Here is a 20,606-nt window from a genome sequence, read left to right as displayed (position 1 = left end):
GCGGACTCTAGAATGTTGCGGGACCAAAGGGAATCGGGCGGCACGGAGCACAGTCGGCTCCACAAAAAGCGAAAACGGCGCGGGAAGCCGCGCCGTTTTCCGATTTGGCTGAAGCCGCCGTTACTTCGAGACGAAGCAGTTGCCGCCGGCGGCCTTGTAGCTTTCGCACAGCTTAATGGCATCGTTGCGCGACTGTGCCGGCACGCGCACGCGATAGAAGGTACCCTTGCCGGCGATCTCGGCCTTGACGATGCTGGCGGTGTGGCCGTCGAGCACGCTGGCATAGCGGCGGGCAAGGTCCTTGTAGCTCGCCTGGGCGCTCTCGGCGGTCGGCTGGGACGCGATCTGCATCGACCATGAACCGGCAGCCGGCGCGCCCTGATCGAGGGCCGCGACCTGGTCCGGCTTGACCTCGCCGACGATGTCGACGGGTTGATCGGAGGGACGCTGCGGGGCGACCGGCGCCACCTTGGGCGTGGCCGAGGACTGCGCCGGGGCCGCGCTTTCGGCTGCCGCCGGCTCGTTGGCGGCGGCGGAGGGCACCGCGCCCGTCTGGTCGCCCGACGTATCGACATGCTGCGGCGCCGGATCGGCCGGTTCGGTGGCGGCGACCTTGGCGGGCGCCTGCTCCTCGCGCGGTACCAGCGAGCCGTCGGGCTTGACGACCATGGTGCGCACCTTGCGCGGCGTCACCAGCGCGGTTTCCTTGTTGCCAGCGTCGGCTTCGGGAGCGGCCGCCTGCTCGATGCGGTCTTCCGATTTCGGTGCAGGCACAGCCGGCCCGGCATCACTATCCGGCGACAGGTCTACCACCCGGCTTTCCGGCTGACCGCCCGCCGACTGCGTTACGTCCATCGGTTCCTGTGCGTCCGTCACCAGCTTCTCTTGCTTCGGATCGGCCGCTTTCACGCCGTTGACGGCCTCGTAGACCTTGTTGTCCTGGTTGGGAATGACGGTGCCGCCGGGGTTCTCCGGCTTCACCTTGATCGGCTGGTTGTCGGCCTTGACGATGGCGGGCGCATCGCTGCCGCCGCTGCCTGGCGACAGGGCAAAGGCGCCTATGCCGCCGACGATCGCCACGGCGCCGATGACGGCGGCCGCCAGAAGAACGCGGTTGCGCGGTCGCCCGGCGCCTTCCGCAACATCCGGGACGGTGTTCACCTCGTCGAGGTCGGGATCGTAGTCCAACTCGCCGACGGGAAGAGGATCGTGACCGGCGCGCGGCCGGCTGGCGGCGAAACCGGCCGGGCCGAACTCCGCGGCCTTGCCGCCGGCGGATGCCGCCACCGCGGCGGCCGCGGCATAGGCCGGCGCTTCGTACTGCGCGTGTGCGCCGCCGACATAGGGATCGTCCTCATAGGCGGCCGCACGCGGCGCGGCGGGCTCCGGCCCGGGAGCCGCCATGGTGCCGATCAGGCCGGAGAATTCCGCGTCGAGATCGTCGTAGGCGACGGATTCGGGCTCATCCTGCTCGAAGGACAATTCGGGAAGATCAAGATCGTCGGCCAGCGCCACGACGCGTTCCGGCACGTCCACCGTCTCCACGTCCGGCATCTCGGAGCGCGGCGCGGCAGTTGGTGCAGCAGGCTCTGCGCTTGCGACCGGCGCGGCCGTCTGTACGCCGTAAGTGTAGGGCTGCTGCGCCATCCCCTGCCAATCGGACGCCGGTTCGGGCGCGGCGGCGCGAGGCTCGGCGACCGGCGTCTGGGCAAGCGGCGTGCCCCGGCTCCACGTCCAGTTCGATTCGGCGGCGGGAGCTGTGGCCGCCTCCTGCTCGTGCGCGTCAGCGGCGATGTCGTCGAAATCCAGAGCCTGGAGGTCGGCCAGCAACGCCGCGTCAAGGGCTTCCGGGTCGTGTTCGTGATGCGACACGGGCGGCTCCTCGGCTGCCTGGGTAGCAGCCTCGCTCACGGCCGCGATTGCCGGCTCGGAAGCAGCCGGGCGCGCCGTCATACGGTTCAACAGCGCATTCAGTTCGTCTTCCAGCGTGCTCTCGTGCAAGGCCGGGGCTGGTTGCGACTGTTCGGCCGCGACAGGCTGCGGCGCCTCCGCAACGGGATCGGCCGCAAAGTGCTCGTCGAAAGCACCACGGAAATCGATATCCTGCACCGAAGATTCATCGGCAACGGGCTGGTCGTCTACATAGGCGGCAGCAACAGGCTCGGGTTCGTAAGCCGCCACGGGCTCGGGCTCGTAGGCCGTTTCCTCGAAAGCGGGCTGTTCGGCGACGTGTTCGAAAGCCGGCTCGTCGACGGCCTCGCGATATTCCTCGTCGACAGCGCCGAGCGCGTCATCCAGCTTGACCACGTCGTCATGGACAGGCTGCGCGACCGCTTCCGATTCAACCGGACGGGCGGCGAAATCCATGTCCACGTCAGCCATGGCGCCATCGAAATAGGCGGCGAAATCGTCGTCGGACGCGCCCTGCCCCGAGACCGGCGCAGCTTCGGCGGCGACGGCATAGCCATCGTCTCCGGACGTTTCGGCGTCCTGCGGCGCGGCGCTGAAGTCTTGAGCCGTCACGTCGTCGAATACTCTGTCGTCCGCCAGCACCTGCTCGTCAGCAGCGTCTTCGGATTCAGGCTCGACATAGGCCTCGTACCCGGCGGCCTGTTCGACCTCGTCCTCGACGCTGAAATCCTCATGCAGCGAGGCAGCGACGTGCTCGTCCATGGCGGCATCGAGATCGAAACCGTCGCCGGCGGCAGCTTCGACCGCTGCGGTCGGGGCGGAATCCCACTCCACCTGCGGCGCCAGCTCTTCCACCTGCGGCTCGATGGCGGCCGGCGCAGCGACGGGCTCGTCATCGAACCCGGCAAGCTCGCCCATCAATTCCTTTTCGAGGTCGATGCCAAAGGCGTCATCCACCGCCTCGGCGGGAACGGCCTGGACCGGCGTCTGCGGGCGAACCGGCTCGCGCGGATCGAAACCCATGATACGGGTCAGTTCCGCAAAGGGATCGTCATCGGCTATGCCATGATGATCGGCGACTTTCAGCTGGTTTCTGTCTGCCATAATCGTTCCCGAACTCGTACTCGTCCGCGCGCCAGCGACGTCGCGAAGGGTTGGCCCTTACCAAGCCAATGTGGGCGAAAGGTGGCAGGTTTTTTAGTAAAGCCTAACGCATCTCGGTCGGGGCGTCGGCCCCTATCAGCGTCAGGCCGGACGTCAAAACGTCCGCAACAGCCTGCACCAGACCCAGCCTGGCATAAGTCGATTGTCGGTCGTTAACCTTAACAAAACGTAAGCCGGGATTCTCCGTGCCCCGGTTCCAGTGCGCATGGAAGGCGCTCGCCAAGTCGTAGAGGTAGAATGCCAGCCGGTGCGGCTCCTGCGCAAGGGCCGCCTGCTCGATCAGCCGGGGGTATTCGGCGAGCTTGCGGATAAGGCCGAGTTCGCCCTCGTCCGTCAGGCCAGCTACGGCCGCCTTGAGGTCGTCGCGCGCGAATGCCTCGCCCGGAAACTGCTCGGCCGCCTGGCGGAACACCGAATGGCAGCGCGCCGAGGCGTACTGCACGTAGAAGACCGGATTGTCCTTCGACTGCTCGGTCACCTTGGCGAAGTCGAAGTCCAGCGGCGCGTCGCTCTTGCGGTAGAGCATCATGAAGCGCACCGGGTCGCGCCCCACCTCCTCCACCACCTCGCGCAGCGTGATGAAATCGCCCGAGCGCTTCGACATGCGCACCGGCTCGCCGTCGCGGAACAGTTTCACCAGCTGGCACAGAAGCACGGTGAGCTTGACGCGGCCGCCGGTGACGGCGCGCGCCAGAGCCTCCAGCCGTTTGACGTAGCCGCCGTGGTCCGCGCCGAGCACATAGATCAGTTCGTCGAAGCCACGGTTCACCTTGTCCTTCAGGTAGGCGACGTCGGCGGCAAAATAGGTGAAGGAACCGTCCGACTTGACCAGCGGGCGGTCCATGTCGTCGCCGACCTCGGTGGAGCGGAACAGCGTCTGCTCGCGGTCCTCCCAGTCGTCAGGCTTCTCGCCCTTCGGCGGCGGCAGCTTGCCCTTGTAGATGTGGCCTTTCATCGTGAGATCGGCGATTGCCGCGCGGATCGCCTTGGCGTTGTCGGCATGCAGCGTGCGCTCGGAGAAGAAGACGTCGTGATGGACGTTGAGCAGCGCTAGGTCGGCCTTGATCATCACCATCATGGCGTCGATGGTGCGATCCTTGACGATGGCGAGCGCCTCTTCGTCCGGCATTTGCAGCAGCGAGCGGCCGAATTCCTTCGCCAGGGCCTCGCCGACGGGCACGAGATAGTCGCCCGGATAGAGGCCGGCCGGGATCTCGCCGATGTCGTCGCCCAGCGCCTCGCGATAGCGCAGCATCACCGAGCGGCCGAGCACGTCGATCTGCACGCCGGCGTCGTTGATGACGTATTCCTTCACCACCGCATAACCGGCGAAGGCCAGAAGGTTGGCCAGCGTGTCGCCGACCACGGCGCCGCGGCAATGGCCGACATGCATCGGACCCGTCGGGTTGGCGGAAACGTACTCGACGTTGGTGCTGTGGCCCTTGCCGACGGTCGAGCGACCGAAGTCGCGCCCAGCGTCCAGAATATCGACCAGATGCGCCTGCCAGAAGCGCTCGGTGAGCCTGAGATTGACGAAACCCGGGCCGGCGATCTCGGCGGATGCTATGTCGGCGTCGCCGCGCAACGCCTCGGCGATCTTTTCGGCCAGCGCGCGCGGGTTCTGGCCGGTGGGCTTGGCCAACACCATGGCGGCATTGGTGGCGAGGTCGCCGTGGCTGGCGTCGCGCGGCGGCTCGACGGCGATGCGCGACAGATCGGGCGCGGTGCCCTCCTTGTCTTTCAAATCAAGCGCTTCGACGGCCTTGGCGATCCGCGCAGTGAAGTCGGCGAAAATGTGCATGACAGGCTTTCGTAGAACGGAAAACACGTAAAATTTCACGTTTCAGGCGTGATTTTCACGTTTTTCGTGGTTTCGGCTCGCCCTAGCTCAAATCCGGTGTCCGGTCAAACAGGCGCCGGTGCTCCTTGAGCGCATAGGTGTCGGTCATGCCGGCGAGGAAATCGGACACAGAACGCGCCTTGATGCGGTCCTCCGCCCGGTCCAGCCCCTCGCGCCAGCCTTCGGGCATAGCGCGGGGATCGGCGTAGTAGGCGTCGAACAGGTCCTTCACCACCTGCTCGGCGTCGGCGCGCACGCGCATCACCTCCGGATGGCGGTAGAGGTGGCCGTAGAGAAAGGCCTTCAGTTCCTTCTCCTTTGCCGCCATGGCCGGCGAGAAGGCGACGATGGGCTCGCCGGCGGCACGCACCGCGTCGGGCGTCGATGGCGCAACGCGCGTCAGTCGGGCGGAAGCCTCGGCGATGACGTCCTCGACCATCGCCGTGATCTGGCGCCGCATCAATTCATGCCCGGTGCGGACCGTATCGAGATGCGGATAGCGCTCGCGCACGCCTTTCAGGATCGCGCCCGGCAGCCCCAGGTCCGCCAGCATCTCCAGTTTCAAAAGGCCCGAGCGCAGGCCGTCGTCGATATCGTGCGTGTCGTAAGCAATGTCGTCGGCAAGCGCCGCGCATTGCGCCTCGATGCTGGCGAAACTCGCAAGCTTGAGATCGTGCAGCTCGTTATAGTTGCGGATCGTCGGCGGCACCGGGCCGGCAAGCCCCCTGCCCGCCGCATCCGTCAGCGGGCCGTTGTGCTTGACCAGCCCTTCCAACGTTTCCCATGTCAGGTTCAGGCCGTCGAAGTCGGCATAGCGGTGCTCCAGCCGCGTGACGATGCGCAGCGACTGGGCGTTGTGGTCGAAGCCGCCCCAGGCCGCCATCTTCTCGTTCAGCGCGTCCTCGCCGGTGTGGCCGAAGGGCGTGTGGCCGAAATCGTGGACCAGCGCCACCGCCTCGGCGAGGTCCTCGTCCACCCTCAGCGCGCGGGCCAACGCACGCGCGATCTGCGCCACCTCGATCGTGTGGGTGAGCCGCGTGCGATAGTGGTCGCCCTCATGGGCGACGAAGACCTGCGTCTTGTGCTTCAGCCGGCGGAAAGCGGTGGAATGGATGATGCGGTCACGGTCGCGCTGAAAAGGCGTGCGCGTCGGGCTTTCGGGCTCGGCGAACAGCCGCCCGCGCGAGCGCGCCGGATCGCAGGCATAGGCCGCGCGCGGCCTGTAGCCGAAGCCGATGTCACCGAGATCCCTGCCCCCGTCTTCCATTCAAATCGCAATCAGGCTCGCGGCAGCAGCTTGCGCAGGATGACGGACGAATGGCCGTCCGCCTCGTGCGAGGCGTCCTGGCGCTGAACGACCTCGAAGCCGTGCTTGCGGTAGAAAGCCAGAGCCCTGTCATTGCCCTCGATCACCTCCACCGCGATGCTGGGGATGCCGGCATGGAAGGCCAGAACAGCATGCAGCAGGTCAACCGCCAGGCCGGTGCCGAATTCGGACGGATCGAGATGCAGGCGGTCGAGCGTGACGTCGCCGGCCTCGTCCATGCTGGCCAGCGCGTAGCCGGCAAGCGACTTGTCCCGCCGCTCGGCCACGAAGGACGCTTTGTCGGGGTCCGTAAGTTCCGCGGCAAGCCGTTGCGGCGCATGGCGGGCATCGGATTCGCGCGCCGTCGTCTCCGATCCGAGGATCGTCGAATAGGTGCGGCGCCAGGAAGCACCCAGCAGCCGCGAGACCGCTTCGACATCCCGCTCGGTCATGGCCCTGATCTGGATCATCGCCACCTCCTTCGGCGGCCGTTGACTTGGCCGCTGTCGCTTCATACCTATCATGGCAAGCACAACGCAAGGTGAGCGCAATGGATGCCGGCGCCAAGACCACCACGACCGTAGAAATGACCGAAGCCGCGGCGAAGCGGATCGCGCGGATCGTTGCCGCCGAGCCCGGCAAGACGGCGCTGCGCGTCGCCGTCGAGGGCGGCGGCTGCTCCGGATTCTCCTACCGATTCGATCTCGTGGACGGCCGCAACGACGACGATGTCGCCATCGAGAAGGACGGCGCGACGCTTCTGATCGATGACCTGTCGCTCGTCTATATGGGCGGCTCGGTGGTCGATTTCGTCGACGACCTGATGGGCCAGTCTTTCCAGATCAGGAATCCAAACGCCGTCGCCTCCTGCGGCTGCGGCACCAGCTTCTCCATCTGACCGGCAGTCCCGGATTCACACGCTGATCGTCTTGCTGAAGGCGTTGGTGAAGACGACGCCGCCATGGTCGTCGCTCGCCTCGGCCAGCACGACGTCCATTGCCTGGTTGGTGATCCGCGCGATCGCGAAGCCGCCCATATAGGCGGCCTTCGGCTTGAACAGGTCGAGCCCGTCGCTTTGATAGATCATCGGCGTTTCGTGCTGATGGCCGTGGAAGACGCCGATGACGTTGTAGCCTTTCAGCACTTCCAGCAGGGCCTCCCGGTTTGCCGCGCTCCACCAGTGCGCGGTGCCCTCGCCGCTGTCGTCGAAGCGATGCTGGGCCTTGTCCCATACCTCGGTCGAGAACGTGTCCCAGCCGTAGTGCTGGAACAGGACGACGGGACGCCCGTCCGCGGCGTTGGCCGCAAGGTCCTGCTTCAGCCATGGCAGGCTGCTCAGGGCGCCGTGCCCGGTATCGCCGGCGAAGCGATGCGTCTGGACGAGATGGAGGCCGCCCCAGTTCCACGAATAGCAGTCGGAACCGACGTCGTAGTTGTCGGCCGGCACGGGCGGCTTGAAGAAGACGCCGGCGCGGTGGTTGATCTCGACATAGTCGCGCAGTTCGCGCCGATACCAGTTCAGGTGCCCCGTCGGGCCGTTCTGGTCGAGGTCGTGGTTGCCGAGCCCGACATAGACCGGAACGTGGACCCGGTCCGGCCCGACGCCCTGCTGGTACCGCTGGGAAAACTGCAGCAGCTGCGTGCCTTCGCTGGGCAGGATGACCTGGCCGCCGCCATCGTCGGTCATGTCGCCGCCGACGACGATGCCGAGCGGCGTTCCGATCGGTCGGCCGGCCGAACGCAGGCTCGTGGCCACGCCGCCGATCTCGGCCGGCCACAGCGTATCGCCGAGGCCGTTCAGCGCCGCGATGTTGCGCAGCAGGTTGGCATCGGTCTTTCCTTCCTTCTGGCAATTAGGGCTCAGCCCCTTGGCCATGCGGCAGGCATGAATGTCGGCGACGAACAGGAAGGTGGCATCGATGGGCGGAACGGCGCGGGTCGACTGGGCGAAAGCCTGGCCGGCGGCGCCGACGATCCCGAGGGCGGCCGCCTGTTTGAGGAGAGTCCGCCGCGAAAGCGGCGTCGCCAAGCAAGCGTTCATCGCCAACAATTCAGCACGACCCGGATCGCCCGTCCAGATTCCGGATGAAACAAAAAGGGCCGCCCGAGCGGCCCTTTTCAATGGATTTGGTGTTGGGGATTTGGCGCCGCGGAATTTGGCGTCGAGGATCACGCCTCGGCGCTCATCGCCGCTTCGCGCAGGCCCTCGGCATCGCCGGTGGCGCCGTTGAAGACCAGGTTGAGCAGGACCGATGCGATCGAGGCGAGCAGAATGCCCGAATCGATCAGCGGGCCGATGGCCTTCGGCAGCCACATGTGAAACTCCGGCGCGACGACCGGGATCATGCCGAAGCCGACCGAGATGCCGACGATGAACAGGTTGTTGCGGTTGGTCTTGAAGTCCACCGCCGTCAGGATGCGGATGCCGGTGGCGGCGACCATGCCGAACATGACGATGCCCGCCCCGCCCAGCACCACCGTCGGCAGAGCCTCGACCAGCGCGCCCATCTTCGGAATGAGGCCAAGCACCACCATGATGACGCCGCCGGCGACGCAGACGAAGCGGCTCCTGATGCCGGTCACGCCGACCAATCCGACGTTCTGCGAGAAGGACGTGTAGGGAAAGGTGTTGAAAATCCCGCCGAGCACGGTGCCCAGGCCGTCCATGCGCAGGCCGGACGACAACATCGGCTGGGTCACCTCCTTGCCGGTCATCTCGCCCAGCGCCAGGAACATGCCGGTCGATTCGATCATGACGACGATCATCACCAGCACCATGGTCAGGATCAGCACCGGCGAGAAGATCGGCATGCCGAAGTGGAACGGCATGATCGGCGCGAACCAGGCGGCGTTCGCCACTTTGTCGAAGTGCATGAGGCCGAGCCCGGCCGCGATGACGCCGCCGGCGATGATGCCGATCAGCACCGCGATGTTGGACAGGAAGCCCTTGGTAAAGCGGGCGACGCCGACGACGATGGCGAGCACCACCAGCGAGAGCACGATGTTGGAAACCGGCGCGTAGGCGGGATTCGGCAGCGAAGGGGCCAGTGCGATGCCCGGCGGCACCGGCGGAATGGCGGACCCGCCAGCGCTTGCCGTATCCATCGCCGCCTTCAGCCAGTCGGCATGCACCGGATCGACCAGCTTTGGCGCGGTCGGGCCGACACCCAGGCCGAAGATCCAGGCGATGCCGATCTTCATCAGCGACACGCCGATGACCAGGATGATGGTGCCCGTCACCACCGGCGGAAAGAAGCGCAGCATGCGCGAGACGAAGGGCGCGATCAGCACCGTGACGATGCCCGCACCGATGATGGCGCCGAAAATGGTACGCGCGCCATCGACGCCGGGATTGGCGACGGCCATCGACACCATCGGCCCGACGGCGGCGAAGGTGACGCCCATCATCACCGGCAGCTTGATGCCGAACCATTGCGTCGCACCCATCGATTGCAGGATCGAAGCGATGCCGCAGACGAACAGGTCCGCCGAGATCAGGAAGGCGACATCCTGCGGCGGCAGTTTCAATGCGCGGCCGATAATCAGCGGCACGGCGATCGCGCCGGCATACATGACCAGCACATGCTGGAGGCCGAGCGCGAACAGACGCGGTGCCGGCAGCACCTCGTCCACGGAATGCGTGGTTGACGTCATGGCATTTTTTCCTCTCTCCCAGAACCGGCCCGAAGAATGCCCAAGAGAGCCGGTTCCCTTCCTCCGAAGGATAGTGCAGGATCGTCTGCAATCGCGCCAAGCGCTATCAAGAACATTTTGAAATCATCGCGAGATTTTCATGAAGATCGTGACCTGGAACATCAACGGCGTGCGTGCGCGCATCGGCAACCTCACCCACTGGCTCGGCGAAAGCCAACCGGACATCGTCTGCCTGCAGGAGATCAAGACCGTCGACGAGCAGTTCCCTCGCGCCGAGGTCGAGGCGCTGGGCTACAATGTCGAGACACACGGCCAGAAGGGTTTCAACGGCGTCGCCATCCTGTCGAAGCTGCGCTTCGACGAGGTGAACCGCGGCCTGCCGGGCGACGAGAGCGACGAGCAGGCGCGATTCATCGAGGGCGTGTTCTCCACAGACAAAGGCGCGCTGCGCGTCGCCTCCATCTACCTGCCCAACGGCAACCCGATCGACGATCCGGTGAAGTTTCCCTACAAGCTTTCGTGGATGGAGCGGCTGGAGCGTTGGGCGGCCGAGCGGCTGGAGTTTGAGGAAGCGCTGGTGATCGCCGGCGACTACAACGTCATCCCCGAGCCGATCGATGCCCGGCACCCGGAGAATTGGCTGGGCGACGCCCTGTTCCAGCCACAGACGCGGCAGGCCTTCCGGCGCCTGAAGAACCTCGGCTTCACCGAAGCCGTGCGCGCGGTGACCGACCAGCCTGACACCTACACCTTCTGGGACTACCAGGGCGGGGCCTGGCAAAAGAACAACGGCATACGCATCGACCATCTCCTGCTCTCTCCGGAGGCGGCGAATCGCTTTTCCTCGGCCTCGATCGAGAAGCATGTGCGGGCTTGGGAAAAACCCTCCGACCACGTCCCCGTCGCGATCGAACTCGATCTCGCCGCAGCTTGAGGCATGGCTCCGCGATATAGCCACATTCGCCTGTTGTGCTTGACTTTTCGGGTTTGGAATTGAAGGCGGACATGCGGTTTTCAACCACGCTTGCCATGACCGCCGCAGCGGTTGCGGGCGCATCGCAAGCGGCGGCGGCGGAGCCTCGGTGCCTTTCCGCGGGAGAAGCGTTCGGCGTCGGCCAGTATGCCTGCCTGCAGGTCGGCGAAAGGGGAAAGCTGGCGCTGTGCGAAACGACGCAGGACGTGATGTCCTGGCGTACGGTGCAGGACTACTGCCCGGGCGGCGAACACCAACAGGCTCCGCAGACGGCCGATTTCGACGCCAACTGCCTGGCGAACGCCCAATCGTTCGGCGCCGGCAGGCTCGCCTGCCTCAGCGTCGACGGCACGCGCTACCTGGCGCGCTGCGACCTCGTGCTCAACACCTCGTCGTGGACGAAGGTGCAGGACGACTGTCCGGGCAATCCGCCGCTCGACGCGAGCCATGCGCCGGACGACGGTTCGTGGAAGCCGCTCGAGAAACCGCGCGAGCTTCTGGACAAGCTGCTCGGCCGCTCGTGAGCGGCGCTCCAATAATCAGATTGCCCTCTCCATGAGTGCCACGACCTTGCCCTGCATGGACGCGGTTCCGACCGAAACGAAGCCGTTGCGCTCGTAATAGCCGATCAGGCCGGTGCTGGAGAGGAAGCAGTCGAGCCGGACCCTGGTCCGGCCGCGCTCGCGTCCCATGCCGACGACCGTTTCGATGACGGCCTCGCCGATGCCGAGGCCCGCCCTGTCGCGCCGGACCGCGAATGTGTGAAGATAGACGCTGTCGCCGATCTCCCGCTCACCCCAGAACGGGCGATCCTCCCAGAGGAGACGAAACGCGGAAACGGGTTCGCCGTCCAGATAGGCCAGGAACAGTTCGCCTCGCTCCATGCGCGGCAGCATCCAATCATCGTCGAAGGGACGGGACCACGCCTCCGAGCCGCGCATTCTTTGCCACGTACTGGCCTGCGCCAGCAGGGATGCAAACGCATCGCGCGTCTCCATCGTGGCGGGTCGAACCTGAATGTCCATGAATGGTAGGGAACAGGACGGCGATGCCTGCTACTGGCCGCCGAAGCCCTTGGTGAGGATGTCGTCGGCCAGTGAAATGGCTGTGCGGCGGTCTGCTTCCGGCGCCAGCGCGAAGGCCTCTTCCTGCATGGAGCGAATCCACGGCTGGTCGCTGGCCGGCGCGTGGTCGAGGGCCGCCGTCATCATGGCCAGGCCGCGCACGATCTTGCCGCTCTGGAACAGCAGATTGCCGAGCGTCGCCTGGGCGCCGGCATGGCCCTTCTCGGCGGCAAGCTGGAACCAGCGCGCCGCCTGCTTGACCGAAGCCCTGACGCCGCCCTCGCCCTTGAGGAACATCTTGCCCATCTCGAACTGGGCGACGGGATTGCGATAGTTGGCGGCGGCGCGCATGTAATATTCCTGCGCCTGCACCTCGTTGACCGCGACGGGCGTGCCGGGAATGCCCTTCTTCAGGTAATTGCCCAGCGCCACCAGCGCATCGGAAACATAGCTTTCCTCCGGCGAACCGGGCTCGACGTCCTGGTCGGCGATCTCGGAGAAGAACTTGTAGGCCTCGTAGTCGTCGCGCGTCACGCCGTCGCCCTCGGCATACATGCGGGCGAGCTTCCAGGTGGCGCCGATCTGGCCGTTCTCGGCAGCGTACTTGTAGGCCTCGACGGCCTGTTCCTTGTGGCCGCTCTTGTAGGCCGAGAAACCGAACTGGAAGACCGCCCAGGGGCTCGACTGCGGCTTCACGCCGGTCTTGTCGTCGAACACCTTGTCGTCGAAGGCCAGCGCCTGCCCGGCGCCGATCAGGAGGACAACGGCGGCCAGCGCGGAGAGAAGACAGGAGCGGATCGGGCCAGCCGGCGCCCTGCCCCGGCGGGCATGGCGGCCGATGCCGCGGATCAAAGCGGAAGCATCCACAAGCGCCGGGGAGCAGCCGGCGGTGCAGCGATCCGTCAGATCCGCAAATGCGATCACTCTGGCGCTCATACTCATCCTTGCCGCGGGCGGTGCGGCCTTGCCCGTCGCCGAGCCTTCATGGCGCGTGTCCGGGGACCTTAACGAGGTGCGCCGGGTTTATGGCGGGATGTGGGCAACTCCCTCCGGCGCAGGCTTGTAACACAAGGGTGTTCATAAACTGTTGCTGAAACGACACACACGCATGCCGGCACGGCCCCTTTTCCTGTTCGCAACGCCCGGTGAGACAATCTGACAATTGCCGCAACAAAAAGGCCGGGCGATGCCCGGCCTTTTTGTCAATAATGGCAATAACTTACCACTTGATGTTATAGCCGATGCTGCCGGCCAAGGCATAGCCGTCCTTGACCGCGAACCCGGTATCACCTCCCTTGGTAATTTCGGCCGAAGTCAGGTAGCTGACACCGACGCCGGCACGCAGTTCGCCGCCGAGCGAGTCCTTGAGCGAACCACCGAGCGCCAGCGTGTAGGTGTCGGAGGAGAAGTCGTAGCCGGTGCTGACGCCGCTGTCCCAGGTCAGACTCACAAGGCCGGACACGCGGTCGTTGAAGGCATGACCGACGCCACCGGTGACGGTCCAGCCGTCCTTCCAGAAGTATTCGTCGGCGGTGTTGGAGAGCGCGGAATTGACCAGCAACTCCTTCTGCACGCTCCAATCCATCCACTTTACGGAGCCGAAAGCCAGCCAGCCGGGTGCGATGCCGGACTGTAGCTTGAATTCGACGCTCTGCGGCAGATTGCCCGTGCCGGTGGCCGGTACCGTCGTATTCAACCCTGCGGCCGCAGCCTTAGCGGCCTGGCCCAGGAGCAATCCGGCGTCGCCGAAGCGGCCGGCGGCGGCGGCGATCTTCGCCTGTTGTCCCAGCACACCGGCGGTCGGAACCGTCAGGCTGCCATCGGCACCGTAGCTCGTGCCGGAGCGGTACATGAGCTGCGCGCGCAGCGCGATGTCGGTGATCTCATAGGCAATGCCGATACGATAACCGGTATCCTGCCCGGACAATTGGAGGTTGGCGTTGGGGAGCGCCACGCCATTGGGCAGCGTGCCGAGCGCGTTCTGTCGGCTATAGTCGAAGTTTTCCATAAACCCGCCGCCCAGAATCCAGATATTGCCCGGTCCGGCCTGGAATTTGACGCCGCAGGTCAGCGCCTTTTCATTGGTCGTGAATTCTTCCGAAAGCTTGCCGCTCGGCTTCGGCACAGCATAGGTGGCCGAGCCACCATTGTTGTCCACCATGGTGGCGGCGCAGCGCAGATTGTCGGTGAGGTTCATCTTGATCGCCATCGACGGCACGATGTAATCGTCCGTATAGGATGTGCCGACCAAGCCCTGCGGATCGCCAACATCAGTTGGTTTTTTCGCCGGAGCCTTCGAAAACTCGCGCTTCGGGCTGACATAGGTCACGCCGGCGCGAATGTTGAAGTTGCCGGCATCGAACAGGATGTCGGTGTCGGCCGTGCCGCGCGAAAAGCCGCCGGCCTGTGCCGCGCCGACCAGCGCCAGCGTCAGGCTGCCTGCCCCCAACAGCGCCTTTGCCTTGAAAGTCCGCATGAGTCCGTCTCCCCGAAAATCAGTCGCTCAAGCAAGAGCGTTTCCCGGTTAACGGCGCAATAACGAATTTTCAGGCCGTACAAGTACACCTATGCGTGCAGAAGCAGGCAGTCGATCACACCAATTCGGCGCAAGGCGAAAACGGGCAAAAAATCGATGGGCGCGACCCAAAAATCCGACAAATCCAACGGCTTTCACTTCAAAAACCGCCGCTTTTCGCTGACTTCGGCTCCATTGTTACATTACGGCAACAATGAGGCTCAAATCTTTCCGTTTACGTCAATTCTGACGCAACGGAAGGACGGAAAGCCGCGCAAACCGGCGGTTCCGGAGCGTCAGCCGGTGCCGCGCACACGCTGCAGGGCGACATTCAGGCGAAGCTGCGACTCACCGTATTCGGCCAGCTTCTCGCGCTCGGCAGCCACCACCTCTTCGGGCGCGTTGGCGACGAACTTCTCGTTGCCGAGCTTCTTGTGCAGGCGGGCGATTTCTTCCGTCACCTTGGCCAGCTCTTTCTGCAGACGCGCGGCCTCGGCTTCGAGATCGATCAGGCTGCCCAGCGGCAGGCACACCGTCGCCTCACCGAGCACGAGCTGGGCCGATCCTTTCGGTGCCGCATCGGCCAGCGAGATGTCGCCGACGCGCGCCAGGCGCTTGATGGCGCCGTCGTGGCGGGCAAGGCGCTCGCGCGTCGCCGCATCGGCGCCGATAACGACGAGCGGCGCGATCGCCGCCGCCGGCACGTTCATCTCCGAACGCACCGAGCGGATGCCGGAGACGAGATCGATCAGCCAGTTGATGTCGCTCGCGGCCTCGTCGTCCTCGAAGTCCGGCGCCGGCCAGGCGGCATGGCACAGCAGCGACGAGCGCTCGCCGCCCTCGGGCGCCGTCTCGGCCCACAGCTCCTCCGTCATGAACGGCATGAAGGGGTGCAGCAGCTTGTAGATCTCGTCCAGCACGAAGGCCACGCAGGCACGGCTCTCCGCCTTGGCCGCCTCGTCGTCGCCCATGAAGACGGGCTTCAGCAATTCCAGATACCAGTCGCAGACCTGGTTCCAGACGAAGCGGTAGGCCGCGCTCGCGGCTTCGTTGAACTTGTAGGTGGCGATGCCCTCGGTGACGGCATTCGCCGCGCGTGTCAGCTCCGTCAAGATCCAGCGATTCAGCGCCAGCCTGGCGTCGCCCAGCCAGACCTCATCGTTGCGCGCCACGCCGTTCATCTCGGCAAAACGCGTGGCATTCCACAGCTTGGTGCCGAAGTTGCGGTAGCCTGCGATGCGGGCGGGGTCGAGCTTCACGTCGCGGCCTTGCGCCGCCATGACCGCCAGCGTGAAGCGCAGCGCGTCGGCGCCGTATTCGTCGATCAGGTCGAGCGGGTCGATGACGTTGCCCTTCGACTTCGACATCTTGGCGCCGTTCTTGTCGCGCACCAGCGCGTGCACGTAGACGGTGTGGAACGGCTCCTTGTCGGTGAAGTGCAGCCCCATCATCATCATGCGGGCGACCCAGAAGAAGATGATGTCGAAGCCGGTCACCAGCACCGAAGTCGGATAGTAGGTTTCCAGCTCGGGCGTTTCGTCCGGCCAGCCGAGCGTGGAGAACGGCCACAGCGCCGAAGAGAACCAGGTGTCCAGGACGTCCTCGTCGCGGGTCAGGATATCGCCCGGCCGGTAGTTCTCCAGTTTTTCCTCCACCCAGGCCTTCCACGGTCCCTCATGGGCGAGATAATGCTGGACGGCGGCGTCCAGCGCCTCCTCTTCCGACTTCTCGACGAAGATATGGCCGTCCGGCCCGTACCAGGCCGGTATCTGGTGGCCCCACCAGAGCTGGCGCGAAATGCACCACGGCTCGATGTTCTCCATCCAGTCGAAATAGGTCTTTTCCCAATTCTTGGGCACGAAGTTCGTGCGGCCCTCGCGCACCGAAGCGATCGCCGGCCTGGCCAGCGTCTCGGCATCGGCGAACCACTGGTCGGTCAGCATCGGCTCGATGACGACGCCGGAGCGGTCGCCGAAGGGCTGCATGATCTTCTTGTTCTCGACATAAGGCACGGCATTGCCTTCGGCATCCGTGACCGTCACCGCCAGGCCGTCGGCGTTGATGGCGTCGACGATGCGCTTGCGCGCCTCATAGCGGTCGAGGCCGCGATACTCGTCGGGCACGAGGTTGATTGCGTCGACATCCGCTTCGTCCGGCAGTTCACCGGACCGCACGATCTCGGCGGCCTGCGCGGCGCAGACGGCGTAAGGCTCGCCGTCGTCGCGCATGGCGGCGACGCCGTTCATCAGCCGGTAGAGCGGGATCCTGTTGCGGCGGGCGACCTGATAGTCGTTGAAGTCGTGCGCGCCGGTGATCTTGACCGCGCCCGAGCCGAAATCCGGCTCGGGATATTCGTCGGTGATGATGGGGATCAGCCGTCGGTGCTCCTTCGGGCCAACCGGGATTTCGCACAGCTTGCCGACGATGGGCGCATAGCGCTCGTCGGACGGATGCACCGCCACCGCGCCGTCGCCCAGCATCGTTTCCGGCCGGGTCGTAGCGATGGAAATGTAGTCGCGCTCCTCCTGGAAGGTGATCGTGCCGTCGGCATCCTTCTCGACATAGGTATAGGTCTCGCCGCCGGCCAGCGGGTACTTGAAGTGCCACATATGGCCGTCGACTTCGCGGTTCTCCACTTCGAGGTCGGAAATGGCCGTCTCGAACTTGGGGTCCCAGTTGACCAGCCGCTTGCCGCGATAGATCAGCCCTTCCTTGTAAAGGGTGACGAAGACTTCCAGAACGGCCTTCGACAGACCCTCGTCCATGGTGAAGCGCTCGCGCGACCAGTCGGCCGAGGCTCCCAGCCGCTTCAGCTGATTGAAGATGGCGCCGCCGGACTCGGCCTTCCACTCCCACACCTTCTCGATGAACTCTTCGCGGGTCAGGTCGCGGCGATGGATCTGTCGTTCCATCAGCTTGCGCTCGACCACCATCTGCGTGGCGATGCCGGCATGGTCCATGCCCGGCTGCCACAGCACGTTCTTGCCGCGCATGCGCTCGAAGCGGACGAGAATGTCCTGCAGCGTGTTGTTCAGCGCATGGCCCATATGCAGCGAGCCGGTGACATTGGGCGGCGGGATGACGATGGTGAAGGCTTCGGCGCCCTCCTCCGCCCCGGCGCCAGCGCGGAAGGCGTCCGCCTCTTCCCAGGCCTTCGCGATCTTCGGCTCGACGCTTCTAGCGTCATAGGTTTTCTCAAGCATGGGAGGCGTCCGAATTGTCGGGATTTTCCCGTAGGATGGTGTTGGGTCGGTGTAAATCGGAAGGCCGGTGCCAAGTCAACCGCAACGGCCGTCCTCCGCCTTAGATGGGGTCTCCGGCCGGCGAATGCTCTACCTTGCGTGATCGCCGAGCAATTCGCGCAGCACCGGCATCACCGCCTGCGGCAAGTCCTCGGCGATGAGGCCCGGCCCGAAGCGGGCGCCCGCCTCGGCATGCATCCAGACCGCCGCGCAGGCAGCCTCGAAGGCCGGCATGCCCTGAGCCATCAGTCCTGCAACGATGCCGCCCAGCACGTCGCCGGAGCCCGCCGTCGCCAGCCATGGAGCGCCGTTGGCGTTGATCGCGGCGCGGCCGTCGGGAGCGGCGATCACCGTGTCAGGTCCCTTGTAGACGATCACACCGTGCGCGCGGCTCGCCGCCTTGCGCGCCTTGTCCAGCTTCGAAAGCGTTTCGTCCCCTGCCAAGTCCGCAAACAGCCGGGCGAACTCGCCCTCGTGCGGTGTCAGCACCAGCGCGGGAGCGTTGCCGGCGCCGGCAGCTTGGAAAAGCGGCACAGGGTCGTCGCGGAAGGCGGTGATGCCGTCGGCATCCAGCACAAGGCCTTCCACGCCGGATGGCCCCTCACCCTCGCCGCTTGCCATCACGGCCAAGGCGAAGTCGCGCAGTTTCTCGCCGACGCCGAAGCCGGGTCCCAGCACAAAGGCGGTGGGACGGCGGTCGGCCAGGAAAGCGTCGAGGTCGGAAGCGTCGTCCGTCCGGCGCAGCATGATCGCGGTGAGATGCGCGGCATTGACCTGCATGGCGCTGCCCGGCGACAGCACCGTCACCGCGCCGGCCCCGGCACGCGCGGCAGCGAGCGCCGACAGCCGAGCCGCGCCGGTCGATGCCGGTCCCCCGGAAAAAACGCCGACGTGGCCGCGCCTGTATTTGTGCGTGTCGATCGCCGGCACCGGCAGCGCGGCGCGCCACAATTCCGGTTCGTTGGCGAAGGTGCTGGCGCCGACGGAAGCGACGACAGCATCGGCGATGGCGATATCGGCCACCACCACCTCGCCGCAGAGTTCGCGGCCAGGCAAAAGCAGATGGCCGGGTTTTTTCCGCACGAAAGTGACGGTCAGGTTCGCCTTGAAGGCGCGGCCCGGCACCTTGCCGCTGTCGCCCGACACGCCGGACGGCAGGTCCATCGCGACGACGGCGAGGCCGAGCGCCGCCACCTTGTCGATAGCCTGCGCATCCGCGCCGGCGAGCGGTTTCGACAGACCGCCACCGTAGAGCGCGTCGACGACCAGATCGCACGGCTCCGCATCGAAAGCGGCGAGGTCATGCACCGGCAGCGGGCATTCGGCCGCCGCAAGCGCGGCATCGCCGCCGGCATGTGCCCTGCCCGATGTCCACAGCGAAACCGCGACACCGCTCTCATGCAGCACACGAGCCACGACATAGCCGTCGCCGCCATTGTTGCCCGGTCCGGCGAGCACATGCACGCGCGGCGCGCCGGGCCAGCGCGCCAGCACCAGCGACGCCACCGCCTGTCCGGCGTTGCGCATCAGGCCGATGCCATCGAACGGCCCGGCGGCGATGGCCCGGCGATCGACCTCGGCCATTTCGGCGGGTGTTAGCAGCTCAATGGTGCGCATACTGATCGATGCCAATCGTGCCTGCCTCTGACACATCATCAGCCATCAAGATGGCAGCCGCCATCTTGATGGCAAAATGGAACTCGACTACATTAGCGTCGAGCAAGGATATTCCCATGGCCGAGCCTCAACTTTCCGTCCGCAGTGCCAGAGCACGCGATCTTGCTCATCGTCTCGCCCGCCGCGAGAAACGCTCCATCGCCGATGTGGTCGAGCGGGCGCTGGAAGCCTACGAAGTACGTGAAGCCGGGCGCGAGCCGGCGTCAAGCTTCTATGCGCGGCTATCGAACACGTACGGAACCGATATCGATCTCGTCGCGGTCATCCGCGAGGAACGGCGCCCCCACAAAGGCCCGGACCTTTGATCTTCCTCGACACCAATGTCGTGTCGGAGACGCTGCGCAAGGCACCGGCCGAACCGGTGATCGCATGGCTGGTACGCCACGACGCCGAACTCGCGCTGCCGACTGTCACCATCGCGGAGATCGCTTTCGGCATCGCCAAGATCCGTCCCGACGAGCGCGCGATACGGCTGGAACAAGGACTTGCGGACTGGCGCCGCCGCTTTTCCGACCGGATTTTCGGGCTGACCGAGGAAGCGGCGCTGGCCTATGGCGATATCATGGGTCAGGCCGTTCGCCGCAGCAACACGATGAGCGCGCCCGACGGCATGATCGCCGCCATCGCCAGGGTAAACGGCGGCAGGCTTGCAACGCGCAATCTTGCCGATTTCCGCGACACCGGCCTCGACCTGATTTCGCCGTGGAATTTTTAGCGGCCTGCGAAGCCGCTACGACAGGCACGTTGCACAAAAAATAAGCAGCACATCGAAACACCTTCCGGACCTGACCGCAGGGCTGCCCATAAACGCGCGTTTTTCGAACTGGCACGCTTCCTGCTTTCCAATTGTGCGAGCGGGCCGCAGCCCTCTCGAATTGCATTTGGAGGCCATGTTGCGATGAAGAAGATCGAAGCGATCATCAAACCGTTCAAGCTCGACGAGGTGAAGGAGGCGCTTCAGGAAGCCGGCCTGCAAGGCATCACGGTGACCGAGGCGAAAGGCTTCGGCCGCCAGAAGGGCCACACCGAGCTTTATCGCGGCGCCGAATACGTCGTCGACTTCCTGCCCAAGGTGAAGATCGAGGTCGTGCTCGGCGACGACGCCGTGGACGCCGCCATCGAGGCGATCCGCAAGGCCGCCCAGACCGGGCGTATCGGCGACGGCAAGATCTTCGTCTCCAACATCGAGGAAGTCGTTCGCATCCGCACCGGCGAGACCGGACCGGACGCGATCTGACGCGCAGCCATTCCCAACAGACA

17 protein-coding genes are annotated in these 20,606 nt (G+C 65.4%); 6 read left to right on the top strand and 11 right to left on the bottom strand.

Annotation, left to right across the window (positions count from 1 at the left end; translation table 11 throughout):
• Positions 1 to 120: 120 nt before the first annotated feature.
• From FGU64_RS01555 to FGU64_RS01540, 4 genes are all read right to left on the bottom strand, one after another.
• Positions 121 to 3,015, bottom strand: coding sequence for an SPOR domain-containing protein (locus tag FGU64_RS01555; RefSeq protein ID WP_139950606.1), 2,895 nt, complete (start codon positions 3,013 to 3,015; stop codon positions 121 to 123).
• 103 nt (positions 3,016 to 3,118) lie between these two features.
• Positions 3,119 to 4,876, bottom strand: coding sequence for an arginine--tRNA ligase (gene argS / locus FGU64_RS01550; protein WP_139950605.1), 1,758 nt, complete (start codon positions 4,874 to 4,876; stop codon positions 3,119 to 3,121).
• An 82-nt stretch (positions 4,877 to 4,958) separates the two neighbouring features.
• On the bottom strand, positions 4,959 to 6,182 hold the full coding sequence (locus FGU64_RS01545) for a deoxyguanosinetriphosphate triphosphohydrolase (RefSeq protein ID WP_139950604.1): 1,224 nt from the start codon (positions 6,180 to 6,182) through the stop codon (positions 4,959 to 4,961).
• 11 nt (positions 6,183 to 6,193) lie between these two features.
• Entirely contained in the window at positions 6,194 to 6,691 is a 498-nt protein-coding gene (locus tag FGU64_RS01540; RefSeq protein WP_139950603.1) for a GNAT family N-acetyltransferase, read from the bottom strand.
• 80 nt (positions 6,692 to 6,771) lie between these two features.
• On the opposite strand from FGU64_RS01540, the gene erpA reads away from it, so the two are divergent.
• The gene (gene erpA, locus FGU64_RS01535) at positions 6,772 to 7,119 is read left to right on the top strand and encodes an iron-sulfur cluster insertion protein ErpA (RefSeq protein ID WP_139950602.1); all 348 of its coding nucleotides are present in this window, start codon (positions 6,772 to 6,774) and stop codon (positions 7,117 to 7,119) included.
• Between the two features lie 15 nt (positions 7,120 to 7,134).
• Here the strand turns inward: erpA and FGU64_RS01530 are convergent, their stop codons facing one another.
• Positions 7,135 to 8,262: a metallophosphoesterase gene (locus FGU64_RS01530; protein ID WP_139950601.1), complete on the bottom strand. Its 1,128-nt coding sequence runs from the start codon at positions 8,260 to 8,262 to the stop codon at positions 7,135 to 7,137.
• Between the two features lie 128 nt (positions 8,263 to 8,390).
• Positions 8,391 to 9,875, bottom strand: coding sequence for a nucleobase:cation symporter-2 family protein (locus FGU64_RS01525; protein ID WP_136355392.1), 1,485 nt, complete (start codon positions 9,873 to 9,875; stop codon positions 8,391 to 8,393).
• 139 nt (positions 9,876 to 10,014) lie between these two features.
• Between FGU64_RS01525 and xth the strand changes: the two genes are divergently transcribed.
• Positions 10,015 to 10,809: an exodeoxyribonuclease III gene (xth, locus tag FGU64_RS01520; protein WP_139950600.1), complete on the top strand. Its 795-nt coding sequence runs from the start codon at positions 10,015 to 10,017 to the stop codon at positions 10,807 to 10,809.
• Between the two features lie 71 nt (positions 10,810 to 10,880).
• Complete coding sequence (locus FGU64_RS01515) at positions 10,881 to 11,372, top strand: hypothetical protein (RefSeq protein ID WP_139950599.1); 492 nt, start codon at positions 10,881 to 10,883, stop codon at positions 11,370 to 11,372.
• A 15-nt stretch (positions 11,373 to 11,387) separates the two neighbouring features.
• On the opposite strand, the gene FGU64_RS01510 is transcribed toward FGU64_RS01515, so the two are convergent.
• From FGU64_RS01510 to FGU64_RS01490, 5 genes are all read right to left on the bottom strand, one after another.
• The gene (locus tag FGU64_RS01510) at positions 11,388 to 11,846 is read right to left on the bottom strand and encodes a GNAT family N-acetyltransferase (protein WP_180375606.1); all 459 of its coding nucleotides are present in this window, start codon (positions 11,844 to 11,846) and stop codon (positions 11,388 to 11,390) included.
• Positions 11,847 to 11,903: 57 nt separating this feature from the next.
• Positions 11,904 to 12,710: a tetratricopeptide repeat protein gene (locus FGU64_RS01505; RefSeq protein WP_139955224.1), complete on the bottom strand. Its 807-nt coding sequence runs from the start codon at positions 12,708 to 12,710 to the stop codon at positions 11,904 to 11,906.
• A gap of 421 nt (positions 12,711 to 13,131) precedes the next feature.
• Positions 13,132 to 14,388, bottom strand: coding sequence for an outer membrane protein transport protein (locus FGU64_RS01500; protein ID WP_139950597.1), 1,257 nt, complete (start codon positions 14,386 to 14,388; stop codon positions 13,132 to 13,134).
• 335 nt (positions 14,389 to 14,723) lie between these two features.
• Entirely contained in the window at positions 14,724 to 17,630 is a 2,907-nt protein-coding gene (locus tag FGU64_RS01495) for a valine--tRNA ligase (protein ID WP_139950596.1), read from the bottom strand.
• A 129-nt stretch (positions 17,631 to 17,759) separates the two neighbouring features.
• A complete protein-coding gene (locus FGU64_RS01490; RefSeq protein ID WP_139950595.1) occupies positions 17,760 to 19,286 on the bottom strand; it encodes an NAD(P)H-hydrate dehydratase in 1,527 nt (508 codons plus the stop codon).
• Positions 19,287 to 19,402: 116 nt separating this feature from the next.
• On the opposite strand from FGU64_RS01490, the gene FGU64_RS01485 reads away from it, so the two are divergent.
• The 3 genes from FGU64_RS01485 (at position 19,403) to FGU64_RS01475 (ending at position 20,583) form a co-directional block, all read left to right on the top strand.
• Positions 19,403 to 19,651 carry a type II toxin-antitoxin system VapB family antitoxin gene (locus FGU64_RS01485; protein WP_139950594.1) on the top strand — a complete coding sequence of 83 codons (249 nt, stop codon included), beginning with the start codon at positions 19,403 to 19,405 and terminating at the stop codon, positions 19,649 to 19,651.
• On the top strand, positions 19,648 to 20,061 hold the full coding sequence (locus tag FGU64_RS01480; RefSeq protein ID WP_139950593.1) for a type II toxin-antitoxin system VapC family toxin: 414 nt from the start codon (positions 19,648 to 19,650) through the stop codon (positions 20,059 to 20,061). The genes FGU64_RS01485 and FGU64_RS01480 overlap by 4 nt, the downstream gene beginning before the upstream one ends.
• Positions 20,062 to 20,244: 183 nt before the next feature.
• On the top strand, positions 20,245 to 20,583 hold the full coding sequence (locus tag FGU64_RS01475) for a P-II family nitrogen regulator (RefSeq protein WP_136355376.1): 339 nt from the start codon (positions 20,245 to 20,247) through the stop codon (positions 20,581 to 20,583).
• Positions 20,584 to 20,606: the final 23 nt, after the last annotated feature.

The sequence above is a fragment of the Mesorhizobium sp. 8 genome (assembly GCF_006351905.1).
GTDB classification, from domain to species: Bacteria; Pseudomonadota; Alphaproteobacteria; order Rhizobiales; family Rhizobiaceae; genus Mesorhizobium; species Mesorhizobium composti.
The sequence above is the reverse complement of the archived record's forward strand: the minus strand, read 5'-3'. Positions and strand labels throughout refer to the sequence as shown.

Bases quoted from the DNA above. Each gene is read 5' to 3' on its own strand.
- FGU64_RS01555 (WP_139950606.1), bottom strand. From the start codon at position 3,015: ATGGCAGACAGAAACCAGCTGAAAGTCGCCGATCATCATGGCATAGCC.
- argS (WP_139950605.1), bottom strand. From the start codon at position 4,876: ATGCACATTTTCGCCGACTTCACTGCGCGGATCGCCAAGGCCGTCGAA.
- FGU64_RS01545 (WP_139950604.1), bottom strand. From the start codon at position 6,182: ATGGAAGACGGGGGCAGGGATCTCGGTGACATCGGCTTCGGCTACAGG.
- FGU64_RS01540 (WP_139950603.1), bottom strand. From the start codon at position 6,691: ATGATCCAGATCAGGGCCATGACCGAGCGGGATGTCGAAGCGGTCTCG.
- erpA (WP_139950602.1), top strand. From the start codon at position 6,772: ATGGATGCCGGCGCCAAGACCACCACGACCGTAGAAATGACCGAAGCC.
- FGU64_RS01530 (WP_139950601.1), bottom strand. From the start codon at position 8,262: ATGAACGCTTGCTTGGCGACGCCGCTTTCGCGGCGGACTCTCCTCAAA.
- FGU64_RS01525 (WP_136355392.1), bottom strand. From the start codon at position 9,875: ATGACGTCAACCACGCATTCCGTGGACGAGGTGCTGCCGGCACCGCGT.
- xth (WP_139950600.1), top strand. From the start codon at position 10,015: ATGAAGATCGTGACCTGGAACATCAACGGCGTGCGTGCGCGCATCGGC.
- FGU64_RS01515 (WP_139950599.1), top strand. From the start codon at position 10,881: ATGCGGTTTTCAACCACGCTTGCCATGACCGCCGCAGCGGTTGCGGGC.
- FGU64_RS01510 (WP_180375606.1), bottom strand. From the start codon at position 11,846: ATGGAGACGCGCGATGCGTTTGCATCCCTGCTGGCGCAGGCCAGTACG.
- FGU64_RS01500 (WP_139950597.1), bottom strand. From the start codon at position 14,388: ATGCGGACTTTCAAGGCAAAGGCGCTGTTGGGGGCAGGCAGCCTGACG.
- FGU64_RS01495 (WP_139950596.1), bottom strand. From the start codon at position 17,630: ATGCTTGAGAAAACCTATGACGCTAGAAGCGTCGAGCCGAAGATCGCG.
- FGU64_RS01490 (WP_139950595.1), bottom strand. From the start codon at position 19,286: ATGCGCACCATTGAGCTGCTAACACCCGCCGAAATGGCCGAGGTCGAT.
- FGU64_RS01485 (WP_139950594.1), top strand. From the start codon at position 19,403: ATGGCCGAGCCTCAACTTTCCGTCCGCAGTGCCAGAGCACGCGATCTT.
- FGU64_RS01475 (WP_136355376.1), top strand. From the start codon at position 20,245: ATGAAGAAGATCGAAGCGATCATCAAACCGTTCAAGCTCGACGAGGTG.